The organism is Xanthomonas sp. NCPPB 2922, assembly GCF_041520885.1.
GTDB lineage: Bacteria > Pseudomonadota > Gammaproteobacteria > Xanthomonadales > Xanthomonadaceae > Xanthomonas > Xanthomonas campestris.
In genome coordinates this window covers 1-18,847 of record NZ_JBGOFY010000018.1, presented here as the reverse complement: position 1 = coordinate 18,847, position 18,847 = coordinate 1, and the positions used below count along the sequence as shown (strand labels likewise).

Genomic DNA, 18,847 nt, shown 5'->3' with positions numbered 1-18,847 from the left:
CAAGACAGCCCTTTGTTTCAACAGAGACAAACCTTCAAACGAGGGAGCCCGCACCTTACGGGATCCCACCTTTTCCACGCTGAATCAGTTGTCACTTCAATTAACCATCGTTTTGCAACATCACGATGTCAGTTCAACCGCGACTTCGGAGAAGGCCCACGCAGGAAGTAGCGAACCAGAGCCACAGCCACGCCCAGGAATACGCCAAAGATCAGGCCCAACGCGAGGTTCAATTTGAGTTTCGGCGAAGTCTTAGACGTAGGCACGTCTGCGGTATCGACGATGGTCACGTTGTTGGCGCCCACGTTGCTCGCCACGCCGATTTCCTTGTAGCGCTGCAGGAGCGCATCGTAGAGCTGGCGGTTGGTGTCGACGTCGCGCTTGAGCATGTTGTAGCGGATGCTGCGGCTCTGCAGATCCAGCTCGTTGGTCCGCAGACCGGCGATGCGGTCGTTGAGCAGCTGCTCCTGATGCACGGAGGCGTCGTAGGTCGCCTTCAGCGACTGACGGATATTGATCACTTCGCCATTGATCTGACGACGCGACTCTTCGATCTGCGCCTTGAGGCGCTGCATCTCCGGGTAATCCGGCTTGAAGGTCGACAGTTTCTGCTGGTACTCGCTGATCAGACGCACCTGCTCGCTGCGCAGGCTCTGAATCAATGGACTGCTCAACACCTGCGGCAATGACATGCCATCGCCACTGGAGGCCTGCCGCCAAGCTGACTCGGCCTTGATCCGGGCGTCCTGTGCGGATGCCAGCAATGCATTGAGATCGGTCAGGTTCTGGGCAGGCAGCGAGGGCTTGTCGTCGCCAACCGACACGATCTGCTCTTCGGTCGAATACGAGACCAGATCCTTTTCAGAGTCTTCGACCTTCTCGCGCAACTGCTTCAGGCGCTCAGCCAGAAACTGCGTCGCAAACGAGGACGCCTTCATGCGGCGTTCCTGGGTGCTGACGATGAACACCTTCGGGTACGTATTGGCGATCTTGGCGGCCAGCACCGGGTCTGGCGAATCGTAATTGACGTACACCAGGCGCGAGTTGAGGATCGGCTCGACCACCAGCCCGGCGAGCAACGTATCGGTCAGGCTGCGCTCGACGATCGCCTGCCGCGAATCGAGCGACTTACCCGCCTCGGGATTCTTTTCGGCGGCCTTGGCCAGCGCCTCCTCCACCTGCTCCTTGAACGCCGGCTCCTGATCGAGCTTGGCTTCCCGGATCACCGCACGCGCCAGCGAACGGCTCTGCAGCAACTGGTACTGGGTCTGGTAGAAATCGCGATCCTGCGGCGATTCCACCGGCATCAGGTTGTCGACGTTCACCACATTGAGCGAGTCACGTTCGATCTGCAGGGTGCTGGTGGCGCGGTACTTCTCGGGCATCAACATCGTGATGCCGAATGCCAGCAACAGCGCGCCGACGGCGATCAGGATGATCAGCCAGAGCTGCGAGACCAGGGCGCGCCAGTAGTCCATCAAGCCGACATCTGCCAGTTCCAGATGACCATGACGCTGCGACGAAGAGGAACGATTGTCTGAATTCATACTCATCGGTAAGCGCGCCACACCATCACCAAGGGGGTCAGTTCCAGCATGGTGCGCAACCACACGCGCGCATCCGAGCGATACACCACGACAATGTCGCCGCCATAAATCTCAGGATCCGGATTGGCCCCCTTCTCGATCTCGGTCAGGTCGAACCGCGCAATCATTTTTTGCCCGTTGACCATGCGGAACACGATCACGTTGCCGCGGCTTGCCACCGTGCTGACACCCTTGGCCTGCGCGATCGCCTGCTGCAAGGTGAGGTTGGCGCCGATCACCGGGTAGATGCCCGGCTCGTCTACCGCACCAGTGACCGTGACGCGGCGCCCGTTGGACTCCTGCACGAATACCGAAATCTGCGGCTGCTGCAGGTAGCCTGCGCGATACCGATCGGCGACCAGCTTTTCCAGTTCGCCAACGCCCAGACCGGCGGCCTTGACGTCGCCAATCAACGGCAATGAGATGTGACCGTTCTGGTCGATGCGGACCTGCCGCTCCAGATCGTCGATCTGAAACACCTTCACCAGCAACAGATCGCCCGGCGCAAGACGGTATTCGGGCTGCACCGTGGACATTGCCAGCGGGTCCGGATGCGGCAGCGAAGACGCCATCTCCGGGCCGGTGCTGCAAGCGCCCAGCGACATCGAGCAGAGCAGAGCCAGGCTGAGGCCTTGGCAGAGTCGTCCGATCAGTTTCTTCATGCGTGTAGCTGGCTGCCTCTGTTGGGTGGGACAGGACCTCGCGCAGCATTCAACCGGCTCAGGCGCCAGCACGAACGTACGACAGGAAGTTGCATCCCGACACGTGCCGAGACCAACGTTGAATCGCGTGTTGCAGTGCACTATGGCATAGAACGAACACATCGCAAGGCACAACACGCCATTTTTTTGACGGCGTTGGCCTATTGATTCAAGTTCGTCGCCTCGACGTTAAAAGAGCGTGACCCGGGTCGCCATTCTCAGCATACGAACTCTAGCGTTTCCGGGCACTTACGGACGCCTGCTGATCCCGACCTGTAGCAGCCTGAACCGCAAAATAATTGCGCACAGGACTTGCATATGCCGCCTTGCAATATGCCGTTGCGCATAGCGGCATAGCCTGGAATGCCATCGAACTGACATGTTGCGACGCAACAAAAAGGCCCACATCTTGCGACATGGGCCTGTTGTTTGGTCGGGGTAGCCGGATTCGAACCGACGACCACTAGTCCCCCAGACTAGTGCGCTACCAGGCTGCGCTATACCCCGAAGATGTTGCGTCCCGCCCTGAGGCGGCCTGCGATTATAGCGGCTTTATGCGGCGCTTTCCTAGCGTCGCAGCAGCTGCAGGACTTCTTCAAGCTCCATGCGCACCTGCTTGATGATCTGATTGCTCAGCGCTGACTCGCTCTTGGCCCCATCCCCTTCAAGACGCAGACGCGCGCCCCCGATGGTGTAACCCTGCTCGTACAGCAGGCCACGAATCTGCCGCACCATCAGCACATCGTGCCGCTGGTAGTAGCGTCGGTTGCCGCGCCGCTTGACTGGTTCCAGGCTCGGAAATTCGGTTTCCCAATAGCGCAGCACGTGCGGCTTGACGTCGCACAGCTCGCTCACCTCACCGATGGTGAAGTAGCGCTTGGCCGGAATCGGCGGTAGCTCGCGATTACTGCCCGGATCCAGCATAAGCCTCCACCCGTTCCTTGAGCTTCTGGCCGGGGCGGAAGGTCACCACCGTCCTGGCCGAAATCGGAATTTCCTCACCGGTCTTGGGATTGCGACCGGGCCGTTGGTTCTTGCGCCGCAGATCGAAGTTGCCGAAGCCCGACAACTTCACCTGACGGCCCTGCTCCAGTGCATCGCGCAGCACATCGAAAAACGCGTCGACGAATTCCTTCGCCTCACGCTTGTTCAGGCCGACTTCGTCGAACAGACGCTCGGCCATCTCCGCTTTCGTCAATGCCATGCCAATCCCCTGTTACCGCCTCAACCCCGGATCCGGGCGCGATGTTCGCGCTCGATCACGGCCACCACATCGGCGACGACCGCATCCACGTCCCGGTCGGTGAGAGTGCGCGAGTTATCCTGCAAAATCAAGCCCATAGCCAGACTCTTGAAACCTGGCTCGACCCCTTGGCCCACATACCGGTCGAACAACTGCACCTCGCGCAGCAACGGGCCGACGCTGGTGCGCACGCTTGCAGACAGCGCCGCCCAGCTCACTGCATCCGGCACCAAAAAAGCCAGGTCGCGACGCACCGAGGGGTAACGCGACAGCTCGCCAGCACGTGGCAGCGCCCGCTTCACCAGCGGCGCAAGCTGCAGCTCGAACGCGATGACGTCCACGTCGATGTCCAGGGACTTGGCCAGGCGCGGGTGCACCTGGCCGATCCAGCCAATGCATACCCCATCGCGATAGATGTCGGCGGACCGGCCCGGGTGACCGAATGGCTGCGTGGACGGTTGGAATTCCAGCACCGCGCCGCTGGCCGCAGCCAGGGCCAGCAAATCGCCCTTCAGATCGTGGAAATCGACCTTGCGCGCAGGCTCACCCCATTGCAGCGCCAGTGCATCGCCGCAGACAGCCGCAGCCACCTGCTGCGACTCGACCGGCGCATCACCAGGGCCTGCAGCGGAGAACACCTTGCCCAGTTCGAACAAGCGCACCCGCCCGACCTGCCGCGCAACGTTACGCCCCACGGTGGCCACCAGGCCCGGCAACAACCGCGGGCGCATCACCGCAAGCTCGGCGCTCAGCGGATTGGCCAGCGGCACCACGCCATCGGTCAGTTGCCAGCGCTCCAGCAATGCGGCATCGACGAAGGCGTAGTTGATGGTTTCCTGCAACTCGCGCGCCACCAGCTGGCGGCGCACGCTGAGCTCGTCCAGCTGCGTTTCGCTGGGCATGGCGATGCGGCTGGCGCCACCGGGCAAGGTGGTCGGCACACGGTCGTAGCCGTGGATGCGCGCCAGCTCTTCGATCAGGTCCTCTTCGATCGCGATGTCGAAACGGCGGCTCGGCGCCGTCACTTGCCAGCCTTCTGCAACCGTCTCGACGTGCATGCCCAACGCGGTCAGGATCCGCACCACGTCCGCATCGTCGATCTGGATACCGAGCACGCGCGCGATGCGCGCACGCCGCAACAGAATCGACGCCGGTTGCGGCAGATGCTGCGGCAGCGCGGCGTCCACCACCGGCCCGGGCACGCCGCCGGCCAGCTCCAGCACCAAGCGCGTCGCGACTTCGATCGCCTGCGGTGCCAGCGCCGGATCCACGCCACGCTCGAAACGATGGCCGGCATCGGTGTGCAGACCGAGCTTGCGGCCGCGACCCATGATCGCGGCCGGATCGAAGTACGCCGACTCCAGAAACACATTGCGCGTGGTGTCGGTGACGCGCGTGTCCAGCCCACCCATCAAGCCGGCCAGTGCCACCGGGCGATCTGCGTCGGTGATGGTGAGGAAGCTGTCGTCCAGCGTGACCTCACGACCATCGAGCAATGCCAGTTGCTCGCCGGCACGCGAGCGCCGCACGCCAACCGGCCCATGCAGGGTATCCAGGTCGAAGGCATGCATCGGCTGGCCGAGCTCCAGCATCACGTACTGGGTGATATCCACCAGCAACGACACCGGGCGCACGCCACTGCGACGCAGACGCTCGGCCATCCACACCGGCGTGGTCGCCGCAGGATCGATGCCCTCGATCACCCGCCCGCAATAGCGCGGCGCCTCGCTGCCGGCATTGAGCTCGACCGCGAGCGTGCGCGTGGACACCGGCGCCACGGCGGCCGCATCAAAGGCGACGACTTCGCTGGCGCAGGCAGCCGCCACGTCGAAGGCGATACCGCGCACGCTGAAGCAGTCGGCGCGGTTGGGCGTGAGCTTGATTTCGATGCTGGCATCGGGCAAACCGAGATACTCGGCCAGGGCCTGGCCCACCGGCGCGTCGTCAGGAAGTTCGAACAGGCCCGAGGCATCGCTATCCAGGCCAAGCTCCTTGGCCGAGCACAACATGCCATTGGACGCCACGCCGCGCAGCTTGGCCGCCTTGATCGTCAGCTCGCCGATCTGCGCACCGACCAGGGCCAGTGGCGCGACCAGGCCAGCGCGCGCATTGGGCGCACCGCAGACGATCTGCAGCAACTCGCCCTGCCCTGCATCGACGCTGCACACCTGCAGGCGATCAGCCTCCGGATGGCGCACCGCCGCGATGATCCGCGCCACCACCACCTGGCCCAGCGCATCACCCAGCGGCGTGACCTCTTCGACTTCCAGGCCAATGGCCGTCAGCGTCGCAGCAAGCTCCTCGCGGCTCGCCTGGATCGGAACGTGGCTGCGTAGCCAATTTTCTGAGAATTTCATGGGGAGCCGGGAAAAGAGAATAGGGAATCGGGAATCGCAACAGCGGGAGGTCTTCGGGGATCTGGAAGGTGAGCCAGGAGCGCGCTTGGCTACTCCGATTCTCTATTCCCGATTCCCTGCCCTCAAGCAAACTGCCTGAGAAACCGCACGTCGTTTTCGAAGAAGGCACGCAGGTCGTTGACGCCATAGCGCAGCATCGCAAAGCGCTCGACGCCCAGACCGAAGGCGAAGCCGGTGTAGCGCTCCGGATCGATGCCGACGCTGCGCAACACGTTCGGGTGCACCATGCCGCAGCCAAGCACTTCCAGCCACCGGGTGCTGCCATCGGGCTGCTGCCAGGCGATATCTACTTCCGCACCAGGCTCAACGAACGGGAAATAACTGGGCCGGAAGCGCATCTCGAAGTCGCGCTCGAAGAACGCACGCACGAACTCGGACAAGGTGCCCTTGAGGTCGGCGAAGTTGGAATGCTCGTCCACCAGCAGGCCTTCGACCTGATGGAACATCGGCGAGTGGGTCTGATCCGAATCGGAGCGATACACCTTGCCGGCCGCAATCATGCGCAGCGGCGGGCCACTCTTGGTGGCCACGGCGGTATCCATGTAACGCACCTGCACGCCGGAGGTATGCGTGCGCAGCAGGCGGCCATCGCCGAAGTAGAACGTGTCGTGCATGGCACGCGCCGGATGATGCGGCGGGAAGTTCAACGCTTCGAAGTTGTGCCAGTCGTCCTCGATCTCCGGGCCGTCGGACAACTCGTAACCCAGCCGCGCAAAGATCTCGACGATGCGCTCCAGGGTCCGCGTCACCGGATGCAGACCGCCGCGCTCACCGCGTCGACCGGGCAGCGTCACATCGATGCGCTCACCTTCCAGACGGGCGTCCAGCGCTTCGGTTTCGAGCACCTGTTTGCGCTCGGCCAACGCCGTGGTCAGCGCATCGCGCGCCAGGTTGATCGCCTCACCAGCCGCCTTACGCTGGTCGACCGGCAACGTGCCGAGCTGCTTGAGCTGGGCGGTGATGCTGCCGTTCTTGCCCAGCAGCGCGACGCGCAGCGTTTCCAGCTGGTCCGGCGTCTGCGCGGCAGCAACATCGGCCAACGCCTGCGCGGTCAGGGATTGAATCTCACTCATTGCCTTCGTGCCTCACCTGCTCAGCCGAACGAACTCCCGGACTGCACCGGGCCGCCTTGCACACCTGGAAGCCGCACCGCGCGTTGCTGCGGTGGCCGCTCCCTGAAACGCAAAAGGGGAAGGACTCGCGCCCTTCCCCCTGCATATCTGCGTTTCCCTCACCGAAGCCCTGCACACGACGATGCAATGACTTGCGATGACTTGTCCTTTTCAACAACCCACATGGTGCGGGTTGCTGATGTGGACTCTCTCTTCAAGCGTCCGCACACAGGTGCGAGGCCTGCAGAGGGACCTGCATTTACGCTGCCAGCGCGCCCTTTGCTTTCTCGGCCAGCGCGGCAAAGCCGGCGGCGTCGTGCACGGCGATATCAGCCAGTACCTTACGGTCCAGGGTGATACCAGCCTTGAGCATGCCATTCATGAAACGGCTGTAGCTCAAGCCGTTGATGCGGGCAGCCGCGTTGATGCGGGTGATCCACAGCGAACGGAAATTACGCTTCTTCTGCTTGCGGCCGATGTAGGCGTACTGCTGTGCCTTGATGACGGCCTGCTTGGCAACGCGGAACACCTTGCGGCGTGCGTTGTAGTAACCCTTTGCCAGGGTCAGAATTTTCTTGTGGCGGCGACGCGCCTGTACGCCACGCTTTACTCGTGCCATGGGTCAGTCCTCAGAGGTAGGGAAGCATACGGTCAAGACGGCCAGCATCCTCGGCGCGGACGTGATTCGTCTGCCGCAGGTTGCGCTTCCGCTTGGTCGCTTTCTTCGTGAGGATATGGCTACGGTTTGCGTGGCCGCACTTGTACTTGCCGGAGGCGGTCTTGCGGAAACGCTTGGCCGCCGCCCGGTTGGTCTTGATCTTGGGCATTGCTATGTCCTTGATGGTGTTTTGTCACTGACACGGGCGGCAGCCTTGTGGCCACGCTTTCCATCCTTGCCCTTGCCTGCTTGTAAGCCCTTGATCGAACACGATCAGGACAGGTCCTGGTACTGCTTGCACAGCTCCCCGGCAAAACCGGGCCGCGCAGTATGCCCGTTGCCGGGAATTCTTGCAAATCGTCGCTGTCGCCGCCTGGGCGGACCCTCTCGGGCCCGCCGCGGCGCAGGATCAGATCTTCTTCTTGGGCGCGATCATCATGACCATCTGCCGCCCTTCCAGGCGCGGACGGGACTCGATGACGATGTCTTCGCCCAGATCGGCCTCGATCCGTGCCGCCATCTCGCGGCCCAGTTCCTGATGGCTCATTTCGCGGCCACGGAAACGGATGTTGACCTTGACCTTGTCACCCTCTTCCAGAAAACGGCGCATGTTGCGCAGCTTGATCTGGTAGTCGCCCTCGTCCGTAACCGGACGGAACTTGAGCTCCTTGATCTCGACCTGCTTGGTCTTCTTCTTGGCCTCGTTGGCCTTTTTCTGCTGCTCGAACTTGAACTTGCCGAAATCCATGATCTTGCAGACCGGCGGATCGGCCTGCGGCTGGATTTCGACCAGATCCAGGCCTTCTTCCTCGGCCTTGGCGAGCGCTTCGTCGCGCGACAACACGCCGACCATCTCACCGTCACTACCGATCACGCGAACGCGCGGTACACGGATTTCTTGGTTCTTGCGGTTCTGTTTGTTGTCAGGGGTACTGATATTGCAATCTCCCAGGGGAATCGAACCGGCGCATCCGGATCATCCAGACCGGCCGGGGTTGGCTCACGCTGCCTGCTCTGCCTGCAGGCGTTCGATGAAGGCCGAAACCGTCATGGTTCCGAGGTCTTCTCCCGAACGCGTCCGCACGGCGACCGCGCCATTTTCCTTCTCGCGGTCACCAACCACGAGCAAATATGGCACGCGTTGCAGCGTATGCTCGCGAATCTTATAACCGATCTTCTCGTTACGCAAATCGGCGCTGACACGGAAGCCTTGATTTGCAAGGGTTTTCCGAACCGAGTCCACATATTCAGCCTGAGCGTCGGTGATGTTGGCGACAACGACCTGGACCGGAGCCAGCCAGGCCGGGAACGCGCCGGCGTGGTGCTCGATCAAAATGCCGATGAAACGCTCCATCGAACCGACGATCGCCCGGTGCAGCATGACCGGATGCTTCTTCTGGCTGTGCTCGTCCACGTACTCGGCGCCGAGGCGGCCGGGCATCATGAAGTCGACCTGCATCGTGCCCAGCTGCCAGGTACGGCCGATCGCATCCTTGAGGTGGTACTCGATCTTCGGGCCGTAGAAGGCGCCCTCGCCCGGCAGCTCCTGCCATTCCACGCCGCACACGCCCAGCGCGCTGCGCAGCGCGGCCTCGGCCTTGTCCCAGGTCGCATCGTCGCCGAGGCGCTTTTCCGGGCGCAGCGCGATCTTGATCTGGATGTCGTCGAAACCGAAGGCGGTATAGACCGCCAACGCCTGCTGATGGAAGGCGGTCACTTCGGCTTCGATCTGCGATTCCAGGCAGAACACGTGCCCGTCGTCCTGGGTGAAGCCGCGCACGCGCAGGATGCCGTGCAGCGCGCCGGAGGGCTCGTTGCGGTGGCAGGCGCCGAACTCGCCGTAGCGGATCGGCAGGTCGCGGTAGCTGTGCAGACCCTGATTGAACACCTGCACGTGGCCGGGGCAGTTCATCGGCTTGACTGCGTAGGTGCGCTTCTCCGATTCGGTGAAGAACATCGCGTCCTGGTAGTTGTCCCAGTGGCCGGATTTCTGCCACAGCGACACGTCCAGGATCTGCGGGCAGCGCACCTCGCCATAGCCGCTGTCGCGGTAGACCTTGCGCATGTATTGCTCGACCACCTGCCACAGCGACCAGCCCTTGGGGTGCCAGAACACCAGGCCGGGGGCCTCTTCCTGCAGGTGGAACAGGTCCTGCGCCTTGCCGATCTTGCGGTGGTCGCGCTTGTCGGCTTCTTCCATGCGCAGGATGTAGGCGTCGAGCTGCGTCTTGTCGGCCCAGGCGGTGCCGTAGATGCGCTGCAACTGCTCGTTCTTGGCATCGCCACGCCAGTAGGCGCCGGAGATGCGGGTCAGCTTGAAGGCCTTGAGGAAGCGCGTGTTGGGCACGTGCGGGCCGCGGCACATGTCCACGTATTCCTGGTGGTAGTACAGGCCCATCGCGGTGATGTCGCCGGACATGTCCTCGATCAGGCGCAGCTTGTACTCCTCGCCGCGCTGGGCGAACACCTCGACCACCTCGGCGCGCGGCGTGACCTTCTTGATCACGTCGTAGTCCTGCGCGATCAGTTGCTGCATGCGCTGCTCGATCGCCGCCATGTCTTCCGGCGTGAACGGGCGCTCGCTGTAGATGTCGTAATAGAAGCCTTCGGCAATCACCGGGCCGATCACCATCTTGACGTCCGGGTACAGCTGCTTGACCGCATGGCCGACCAGGTGGGCGCAGGAATGGCGGATGATCTCCACGCCTTCGGCGTCCTTGGCGGTGATGATGCGCAGGCTGGCGTCATGTTCGATGAGGTCGCTGGCGTCGACCAGCTGGCCGTCCACCTGGCCGGCGATGGTGGCCTTGGCCAGGCCGGCGCCGATCGACTGGGCGACCTGCATGACGGACACGGGAGTATCGAATTCGCGGCGGCTGCCGTCGGGAAGCGTAATGGTGATCATGGGCAACGATAGGGTCTGGTCTGGCCGCAGCCGGTGGCTGCTGCAGTGAGAGATCCGTCCACGCGGGGACAGGCTCGAAAGGGTCAGGCGAAGAAGTCAGGCGCAAAAAAAGCGCCGCGTGGGCGCCTTGCGGTCTGGCGCCGGTCGGGATCAGCGGTGGGCAGGGCTAGTGCTCATGTCGCACGCTCGGCCGGCGCGGGGCGCGGGCCACCTTCTCGCAAGGGTGTCTGGGGCGAATGGTAAACCAATCAGCGGGCCGATGCGCGTGGCAGCACGGGCCCGGCGGGCGCATGGCATGATGCCGGCCACTTGTCCTGCCGTTGCCGATCATGACCATCAAGGGTAAAGCCACCTCGCTGGATATCGCCTACCTGGCCGGCGTCTCGCAACCGACCGTCTCGCGCGCCCTGCGCGGCAGCCCGATGGTGAACGAGGACACCCGCCAGCGGATCCTGCGGATTGCCCGCGAGCTGAACTACAAGGTCGACAAGAACGCCTCCTCGCTGCGGCTGCGCAACGCCGGCACGCTGGCGCTACTGTTCTTCGAAGACCCCACCGCCGATGACTCGCTGATCAACCCGTTCTTCCACTCGATGCTGGGCTCGATCACCCGTGCCTGCGCGCTGCAGGGCTACGACTTGCTGGTGTCGTTCCAGCAGCTGTCCAAGGATTGGCAGGCCGATTACGAAGACAGCAACAAGGCCGACGGCATCATCCTGCTCGGCTACGGCGATTATCAGGAATCACGCCAGCGGCTGCAGCTGCTGGTCGAACAAGGCACCCACTTCGTACGCTGGGGCGCGGCGCTGCCGGGCCAGCCGGGCATTTCGATCGGCAGCGATAACTATCAGGGCGGGCTGGACATCACCGAGCACCTGCTCGCGCAGGGCTGCCGGCGGATCGCATTTCTCGGCCACGCCTCCAACCATTACCCCGAGTTCGAGGAACGTTATCGCGGACATGTCGCAGCGTTGGCGTTACAGGGTGTGGCGGCGGATGCCGCGCTGCAGTTCGATGCGATCACCACCGAGCTGTCCGGTTACACCGCGTGCCTGGCGCTACTCGACAGCGGGCAGGCATTCGACGCGGTGTGCGCGGCCAGCGATTTGATTGCGATCGGCGCGATGCGGGCACTGCGCGAACGCGGGCTGCGCGTGCCGCAGGACGTGGCCGTCAGTGGCTTCGACGATATCGCCCTGGCTGCCTCGGTGGCGCCAGCGCTATCGACCGTGCAACAGGACACCAAGCAGGCCGGCGCCCTGTTGGTCGAAAGCCTGGTGGCGCTGATTCGTGGTGACGCTGCACAGAGCCGCACAATCCCGGTTCGGCTGGCGGTGCGCGAGTCGTCGACCAGCAGTGGCTTGCAGCCGCCATTGGGTTGGAACCCGTCGACCGCTGCGGAGTCCAGCGATGGGCTGCGCGGGAAGGTGGCGAGCGGGAGCGCGACGCGCTGAGAATTGGGAATTGGGAATTGGGAATTGGGAATTGGGAATTGGGAATCGGGAATCGGGAATCGGGAATCGGGAATCGGGAATCGTTGGAGCATTCATCGCTGGTGCTCGGATGAGTCGCCATCGTTGTTGGTCGCGACCTGTTGACGCTCTAACGCGGCCGACTCACTGCGTTGTAGGAGCGCACTTGTGCGCGATGAGGCGTCACCGATAACGCCGCATCGCGCGCTGGCGCGCCCCTACTTGTTGCGTGCATCGCGCTCGGCCTGGTCCGCCATCTGTGCGTCCAGCTGCTTACGTAGGGCGACGTCGGTCACCGGCGCATCTGACAGCAGCACGCGTACGCCATGCGCCGGCACCTGCAGCGTCAAGCGACCTTGCACCTGCACCTGCTCGCCATTGAAGGCGTCGCGCCAGCTGCCGGGCTGCAGCAAGCGGGACACCGCAATATCCGCCGCCGCGTCGCCCTTGTTGAGCAAGACCAACGCGGTCTGCGTCATGCCCGCATGCTGGTAAACGCGCAGGAACGCTGCCTGGTTGCCGCGCAACTGCAGATCTACCTGCACGCCGCGCTGCATGGCCGGGGTATTGCGCCGCAAGGTCGCAATGCGCTGCAGTGGGCCGAAGATCGGACTCTGCGGTGCGTTGCGGACGCGCTCTTCGCCAAAATAATTGCGATTACCCGCGTGTTCGGCGCGCCCGCGCATGAAGCCGGTTTCCGAGCCGTAATAGATCACCGGAATGCCGCGCGCGGTGAATAACCAATTGTGCGCATCGATGAAGCCGGTATCGCTGGCATCCAGGCGCGCCATGTCGTGGTTGTCGTAGAAGCTCATCAACTCGTACGGGTTGGCGTACGGGCCTTTGCGCAGATACAGCGGCGTGGCGAGTTGTTCGAAGCCGGCCTGGGTGTGGCCGAACACGGCGGATAGCTGCTGTTTGAGCGGAAAGTCCAGCACGCTGACGCCGGCGTTGCGCGCCCAGGTGTGGCCGGCGATCTTGGCCGGGTCGTAATCGAAGGCCTCGCCGAACATGAAAAAGCCCGGGCGTTTCTCGCGGATCCGCGCCACGAAGGCATGCCAGAAGCGGTCCGGCATCCAACCGATGGTGTCGATGCGAAACGCATCGGCGCCCTGCTCCATCCATTGCAGGTAGGCACCGGCCAGATAGTCCAGCACGGCCGGGTTGTTTTCATTGAGGTCCGACAATTCCGCCAGGCCGCCGCCGGTGTTGTAGAAGGCGTGCAACGGGTTGTGCGCCGGGTCCAGCTGTGCGGGTGCGAGGTTCTGATGATCGGCAACCAAGCGGCCCTGTGCGTCGTAGAGCTTGCCAAACCCGGGCTGCGCCACCGGCATGCTGTAGGCGGGCGAGCCGTGGTTGCCGACGATATCCAGCACCACCCTCAGGTCATTGGCGTGCATGGCGCGCGTGAACCCGGCGAAATCCAGGCCAGGGCTAGGGAGATGTTCGTCGAGCCTGTAAAAGTTGACGCCCCAATAGCCGTGATAACCGGTCTTGCCGTGATCGCTGAGCGTGCTCTCGCAGGTGATGGGCTTGCCACCGGTGAACGCTTCGTCCGGGTTGTCGACGATCGGGGTGATCCACACCGCGCCAAAGCCGAGGCCGCGAATGTAGTCGGCATGATCGACGATGCCCTTGAAGTCGCCGCCGAGGTAACCGATGTTGTCGCCCACGCCGCCGTCGCACGGTGTGGGCACATCGAAGCTGCGATGTGCGCCGCCCTGGTCGCGATGATCGTTGCCCGTGTCGCCGTTGACGAAGCGATCGGTGACCACGAAATACACCGCATCGGCGGCGAACGGTTCCAGGGTGCCGTAGTAATCACCGGATGCAGGCGCAGCGCAGGCTGCCCCCGACCAAAGCACTATGGCTGCCATCAAGACGCTGCGCATCATTGCCCTCCCTGGGCGACGGGGACCCGCACCACGCACACACCGGCCACGATCAGGCTTAAGCCGCCGATCGCCAGCGCGTAGATCGGTTGCCCGCCCAGCCACACGCGGAGCACGAAGCCCAGGGCGCTGGCGGCAACCAATTGCGGAATCACGATAAAGAAATTGAAGATGCCCATATACACGCCCATCTTGGCGGCGGGCACGCTGTCGGAGAGCAGCGCATAGGGCAAGGACAGGATCGAGGCCCAGGCGAAACCAATGCCCAGCATCGACAGCAGCAGCCAGTGCGGGTCGCGGATGACCAGCATCGACAACAACCCCGCCGCACCCAGCCAAAGGTTGCACAGGTGGCTCCAGCGCAGCCCGATCGCACGCACCGTCAGCGGGATGACGATGGCGGCGAGCGCGGCAAAGCCATTGTAGGCGCCGAACAATACACCCACCCAGTTCGCCCCGTCGTTGTAGGCGGCCGACACGGTATCGCGCGCGCCGAAATGCACCTGCGTCACTGCCGCGGTGGTGTAGATCCACATCGCAAACAGCGCAAACCACGAAAAGAACTGCACCCAGGCCAGGCGCCGCATCGTCTGCGGCATGTGGCGCAGATCGTGCATGATTGCCACCAGCATGCCGCCACGCGGCAGCACGCGCGCCAACGCCAGCAGTGCGCCGTACGCGACGCACAGGCCCGCCAGCACGTACAACATGCGATCGCCGTGCTGCCAGGCGATGGCAGCGGCCAGCAGCAACCCGCTCAAACACCACAGCACGCTGGCCTGCAGGCTGGGTTGATCGGTGGCGGCCAGTTGCGCGGCGGCCGGTGCCGGCGCCGGTTCAAACGCCGCCAGCTCGGCCGGACTGTATTCGCGCGTGCGCAGCACCGTCCAGCTGATCGACAGGAACAACACCGCCGCACCTAGATAGAACGCGTAGCGCACGCTGTCGGGCAGCTCGCCGGCAGGTGCAGTGTTGTCCACACCCCAGCGCGTCAGCAGCCACGGCAGAAAGCTCGCTACGATCGCGCCGACGCCAATGAAAAAGCTCTGCATCGCGTAGCCGCTGGGGCGTTGCTCGGCCGGCAGCTGGTCACCGACCAAGGCGCGAAATGGTTCCATCGAAATGTTGATGGACGCATCCAGCACCCACAGCGTGCCGGCTGCGATCCACAGCACCGGCGCGTTGGGCATCACCAGCAACGCCAGCGTGGTGAACACCGCACCGATCATGAAGTACGGCCGGCGGCGGCCCCAACCTGTCCAGGTGCGGTCGGAGAGATAGCCGATGATGGGCTGCACGATCAGCCCGGTCAGCGGCGCGGCAATCCACAGCCCGGGCACATCGTCGACCTGCGCGCCCAGCGTCTGGAAGATGCGGCTGGCATTGGCGTTTTGCAGTGCAAACCCGAACTGGATGCCGAGGAATCCAAAGCACATGTTCCAGATCTGCCAGAAACTCAGCGTTGGCTTGGCCTTCATGGCACCGCCCCCACCGCGGCGACCGGCCCGACCAACAAGGCGCTCACCGTGGCTTGATTCCGCACACCATCCTCACCGCCGCGCCCGCCGTTGTACGCGGCAAAATGCGCAAGTGCGCTCATGTTGAAGCCTTCCGCCAGACGCAGCGTACAGCGCTGCAGTGCTGACACATCGAACACCACGTGCGTGGACACCTGCTCACCCACGCTATGCGGCATCACGATGGTGCGGGTCTGCGGCGGATGGCCCGGGCACTCCAGCTGCAACCGTTTCACCGCAGCGGTCACGCCGGTATTGATCGGGCCGTTGTCATTGCGATACCGCAGTGCGATGCGGTGACGCCCGGCACGTGCGGGTTGCCACGCCCACTGCGCAGCGCCGGGCAGCGCCTGCATCGGGCCAACGGTGACCGTGGGGCTATGTAGTGACTCCAGACCGTCAGCGCGACGGGTCAGGCTGAGGTCGTGCAGCAGGCCGTCGTCGCTCAGGTCAAACCGTGTGCTGGCCTCTACCGCGCGGCCATCCAGATACAGCGTGGTGCCAGCGGGAATGGCAACGCGCAGGCCATCGCCATGCGGTTGAACACGCGGCGCAGGCGGTGTTTCCGGCGCGAATACCTGGGTAGTTCGCGGTGGTTCCTGCATCTGCGCGGCACGGCCAACCAGTTGCACACGCGTGGTCTGCCCTTGATGTTCGATGCGCCCGGCTACCAGCAGATCGCTGTCAGCATCGCGGCCTTCGGGGCGTACCAACACGTAGCGCCGCGCCCCCTGTTCAAGCACGATCTGGGTGCGGTCGCCGAACAATAGCGGCACCAGCGAACGCGGCAGTTTGGGCGTCACACTGCCATCGGCGGCAACGCCGAATACACCTTCCAGTACCGCTGACAGGTACCCGGCCACCGACCACAGCTGCCGTGGCGAATTGACCACTGGGCCGCTGCGCGCTCCCTCCTCCACATGCACGGCGAGCGACTGCATCTCGTAGTTTTCCATGTTGGAACCGGCCAACGCGCTTGCGCGCATCAGCGATTCCAGTTCGAGTGCAATCCGCGGTGCGTTGTCGAGCGTGCGCGCGGCGCGCAGCGCATAGGCACTGATAAACGGCCACACCGCGCGGTTGTGATAGATCGGCTGCATGCGCTCCTGCGGCCACACCACGGGCGTGCCACCGGCCACGGCCGGATAGCGGCGCATCGCCTCACGCGCGCGCTCGGGGGGAAACACATCGGCCAGCACGCCCAGCGACAGCCCCAGCATGTCCACCTTGGCGTAGCGCACCGGGTGCGCCGCACTGCCGAGGTAGCTGACGTACTGCTGCTGTGTTGCGTCCCAGAAACGTGTATCGATGGCCTGCCGTAGTTGCGCGGCCCAGCGCGCATATTCGCTGGCGCGCGCATCGCCACGCTGCCGCGCCAGCTGCTCGGCCAGGCGCAGGGCCTGGTAATGCAGCACATTGGTGGACAGCGCGAAGGATTCGGCGATGAAGCGCACATCCTCGCGCGTCCATGCAGGATAGGTCTGCTCGCGCCAGTCCAGGAACGAGGTTTCACCGCGATACAGACCCAGATCCGCATCGAAGACCGCATCGCGGTCCTGTGCCACGGTGGCCTGCAACGCGGCCCAGACTTCGTCGGCAAACGCGCGATCATCGAGCAGGCCGCGTGCGGCCAGAAACCACACCACGCGGTCGCTGCTGATCGGCCAACTGCCACCGGAGCCGGTGTCCTGCGCAACAAACAGGCCCGGCGTGCGCCCATCGCGCGCCTGCGACAGCTTGAATCGCAGCGAGGTGCGGGTGCGCTCCGGTTCCAGCCGCGCCAGCGCGAGATCGGCGGCAAAGCTCACATCGCGCGTCCACACATACGGCCAGCGCTCGCCGGTTTCAAAGCACGCGCAGGCCACCGGCTTGCCGTGATTGAAAGCGGGATCGCGGATCGCCTCCACGCGGTCGTCGGCCAGTTCCTGTTGCGCCAGCGCGAACAACCCATCGAACACCGGGCTGGCGGTGTCGGTGCGCATCGGTTGTGCGGGAATGCGCCGTTCGCCCTGCGGCCAGCGCAACAAAAAGCCACCATCGTCCAACGCCTGCGCTTGCGCCCGGCGTCCTTGAAACTCCAGTTCATCGGCCGCTACCGGCGAACTTGCGGCGACGCCCAGCGTCGCTGCCATGCAGATCATCTTCAGCATCGAAGCGGCGAGACAGCTTGCGCCGTCGGCCTCCCTCCCTCGTTGCACGCGTTGTGATGCGTGGCAGTGCCTGCCACGGCCGCGGCCCCTCCCAGGTACCGTGGGCAACATGGTAGTGCCGCACTCCACGGTTCCGCACCCCTGCATACGTATTCATGGCCACACGCCGCGCGCAGCACAACGCCTGCACGCAACGGCGCGGCATAGTCGGCGCTTGTGCAACGGTGACCTTGGGAGGGGATATGCCGCTGTCTTCACGTCGAGCACGCTCGACATTGGGTGCGGCGTGGATCGCGCGCCTGCTGGTGATCGCCACACTGGGCGGCGCCGCTGCCACTGCCCAGGCCGAGGATGCGATCGACGTCGCTTCACCCGGCAAGATTTTGCAGGTGACCGTGGAAGTGGATGGCGGCACACCCTACTACCGTGTGCAGCGGCTGGGCGAAGCGGTGGTGGAGCGCTCGCGGCTGGGATTTCAGCTGCGCGATGGGCGTCTGGATCGCGGCCTGCAGGTGCTGTCGCAGGCGCGCAGCAGCCACGATGACACCTGGGAACAACCCTGGGGCGAAACCCGGCGGGTGCGCAACCACTACAACGAATTGCGCGTGAGCCTTGGCGAGCGCGAGGGCGCGCAACGGCGCTTCGATGTGATCGTGCGTGTGTACGACGACGGGCTCGGCCTGCGCTATCACTTCCCTGCGCAAGCCGGTCTGCGCGAAGCCATCATCGACGAAGAAGTCACCGAGTTCGCCATTGCGCAGCCTTCCGAGGCGTGGTGGATCCCCGCCGGCGAGCCCATCCACTACGAATACCTGTATCAGCGCACGCCGCTGAACGAAGTGGCGCTGGCGCATACGCCGCTCACGCTGCGCAGCCGCAACGGGCTGCACGTGGCGCTGCACGAAGCCGCGTTGGTGGACTACGCCGGCATGTGGCTGCGCCGTACCGAAGGGCAGCGGCTGCGTGCCCACCTCTCGCCCGCCGCCGAGGGTTGGAAGGTACGCCGCACCCTGCCCTTCGATACCCCGTGGCGCACGCTGCAGATCGCCGATCAGGCCACCGGCCTGGTCGAATCCAACCTCATTCTCAACCTCAACGAACCCAATGCCCTGGGCGATGTCAGCTGGGTCAAACCATCCAAATATGTCGGCGTGTGGTGGTCGATGCATCTCAACCAGCAGACCTGGGCCACCG

15 protein-coding genes and 1 tRNA gene are annotated in these 18,847 nt (G+C 64.0%); 2 read left to right on the top strand and 14 right to left on the bottom strand.

The genetic code is table 11. From position 1 onward, the window contains the following. Positions 1–128: 128 nt before the first annotated feature. From ACD584_RS17260 to thrS, 11 genes are all read right to left on the bottom strand, one after another. Positions 129–1,568: a GumC family protein gene (locus ACD584_RS17260; protein WP_175611628.1), complete on the bottom strand. Its 1,440-nt coding sequence runs from the start codon at positions 1,566–1,568 to the stop codon at positions 129–131. Then, the gene (locus tag ACD584_RS17255; RefSeq protein ID WP_029216900.1) at positions 1,550–2,248 is read right to left on the bottom strand and encodes a polysaccharide biosynthesis/export family protein; all 699 of its coding nucleotides are present in this window, start codon (positions 2,246–2,248) and stop codon (positions 1,550–1,552) included. Before ACD584_RS17255 ends, ACD584_RS17260 begins: the two co-directional genes overlap by 19 nt. Before the next feature lie 469 nt (positions 2,249–2,717). Continuing rightward, positions 2,718–2,794, bottom strand: a tRNA-Pro gene (locus ACD584_RS17250). 60 nt (positions 2,795–2,854) lie between these two features. Beyond that, positions 2,855–3,211, bottom strand: a complete 357-nt coding sequence (locus ACD584_RS17245; protein WP_005995911.1) for a MerR family transcriptional regulator — start codon at positions 3,209–3,211, stop codon at positions 2,855–2,857. Continuing rightward, positions 3,192–3,491: an integration host factor subunit alpha gene (locus tag ACD584_RS17240; RefSeq protein ID WP_002811076.1), complete on the bottom strand. Its 300-nt coding sequence runs from the start codon at positions 3,489–3,491 to the stop codon at positions 3,192–3,194. The genes ACD584_RS17245 and ACD584_RS17240 overlap by 20 nt, the downstream gene beginning before the upstream one ends. Before the next feature lie 20 nt (positions 3,492–3,511). Next, a complete protein-coding gene (pheT, locus tag ACD584_RS17235; protein WP_076036792.1) occupies positions 3,512–5,887 on the bottom strand; it encodes a phenylalanine--tRNA ligase subunit beta in 2,376 nt (791 codons plus the stop codon). A 122-nt stretch (positions 5,888–6,009) separates the two neighbouring features. Then, positions 6,010–7,020, bottom strand: coding sequence for a phenylalanine--tRNA ligase subunit alpha (gene pheS / locus ACD584_RS17230; protein ID WP_076036791.1), 1,011 nt, complete (start codon positions 7,018–7,020; stop codon positions 6,010–6,012). 298 nt (positions 7,021–7,318) lie between these two features. Next, a complete protein-coding gene (rplT, locus tag ACD584_RS17225; RefSeq protein ID WP_011037598.1) occupies positions 7,319–7,678 on the bottom strand; it encodes a 50S ribosomal protein L20 in 360 nt (119 codons plus the stop codon). Positions 7,679–7,688: 10 nt separating this feature from the next. Next, complete coding sequence (rpmI, locus tag ACD584_RS17220) at positions 7,689–7,886, bottom strand: 50S ribosomal protein L35 (RefSeq protein ID WP_002811096.1); 198 nt, start codon at positions 7,884–7,886, stop codon at positions 7,689–7,691. Positions 7,887–8,126: 240 nt separating this feature from the next. Next, positions 8,127–8,669, bottom strand: coding sequence for a translation initiation factor IF-3 (infC, locus tag ACD584_RS17215; RefSeq protein WP_070690874.1), 543 nt, complete (start codon positions 8,667–8,669; stop codon positions 8,127–8,129). A gap of 48 nt (positions 8,670–8,717) precedes the next feature. Beyond that, a complete protein-coding gene (gene thrS / locus ACD584_RS17210) occupies positions 8,718–10,622 on the bottom strand; it encodes a threonine--tRNA ligase (protein ID WP_076036790.1) in 1,905 nt (634 codons plus the stop codon). A gap of 329 nt (positions 10,623–10,951) precedes the next feature. On the opposite strand from thrS, the gene ACD584_RS17205 reads away from it, so the two are divergent. Further along, positions 10,952–12,076, top strand: a complete 1,125-nt coding sequence (locus ACD584_RS17205; RefSeq protein WP_175611627.1) for a LacI family DNA-binding transcriptional regulator — start codon at positions 10,952–10,954, stop codon at positions 12,074–12,076. Between the two features lie 236 nt (positions 12,077–12,312). On the opposite strand, the gene ACD584_RS17200 is transcribed toward ACD584_RS17205, so the two are convergent. Genes ACD584_RS17200 through ACD584_RS17190 form a run of 3 tightly spaced genes read right to left on the bottom strand, consistent with a single transcriptional unit; the run spans position 12,313 to position 17,653 of the window. Then, positions 12,313–13,989 (bottom strand): alpha-amylase family glycosyl hydrolase, encoded by a 1,677-nt coding sequence (locus ACD584_RS17200; RefSeq protein ID WP_372357318.1) that lies wholly within the window; start codon positions 13,987–13,989, stop codon positions 12,313–12,315. Beyond that, on the bottom strand, positions 13,986–15,464 hold the full coding sequence (locus ACD584_RS17195; protein WP_076036788.1) for an MFS transporter: 1,479 nt from the start codon (positions 15,462–15,464) through the stop codon (positions 13,986–13,988). The genes ACD584_RS17200 and ACD584_RS17195 overlap by 4 nt, the downstream gene beginning before the upstream one ends. Next, positions 15,461–17,653, bottom strand: coding sequence for a Six-hairpin glycosidase-like protein (locus ACD584_RS17190; protein WP_076036787.1), 2,193 nt, complete (start codon positions 17,651–17,653; stop codon positions 15,461–15,463). Before ACD584_RS17190 ends, ACD584_RS17195 begins: the two co-directional genes overlap by 4 nt. A 242-nt stretch (positions 17,654–17,895) precedes the next feature. Here ACD584_RS17190 and ACD584_RS17185 point away from each other — a divergent pair. Beyond that, positions 17,896–18,847, top strand: a 952-nt coding sequence (locus ACD584_RS17185) for a glycoside hydrolase family 97 N-terminal domain-containing protein (RefSeq protein ID WP_372357317.1), incomplete at its 3' end; no start/stop codon positions are given.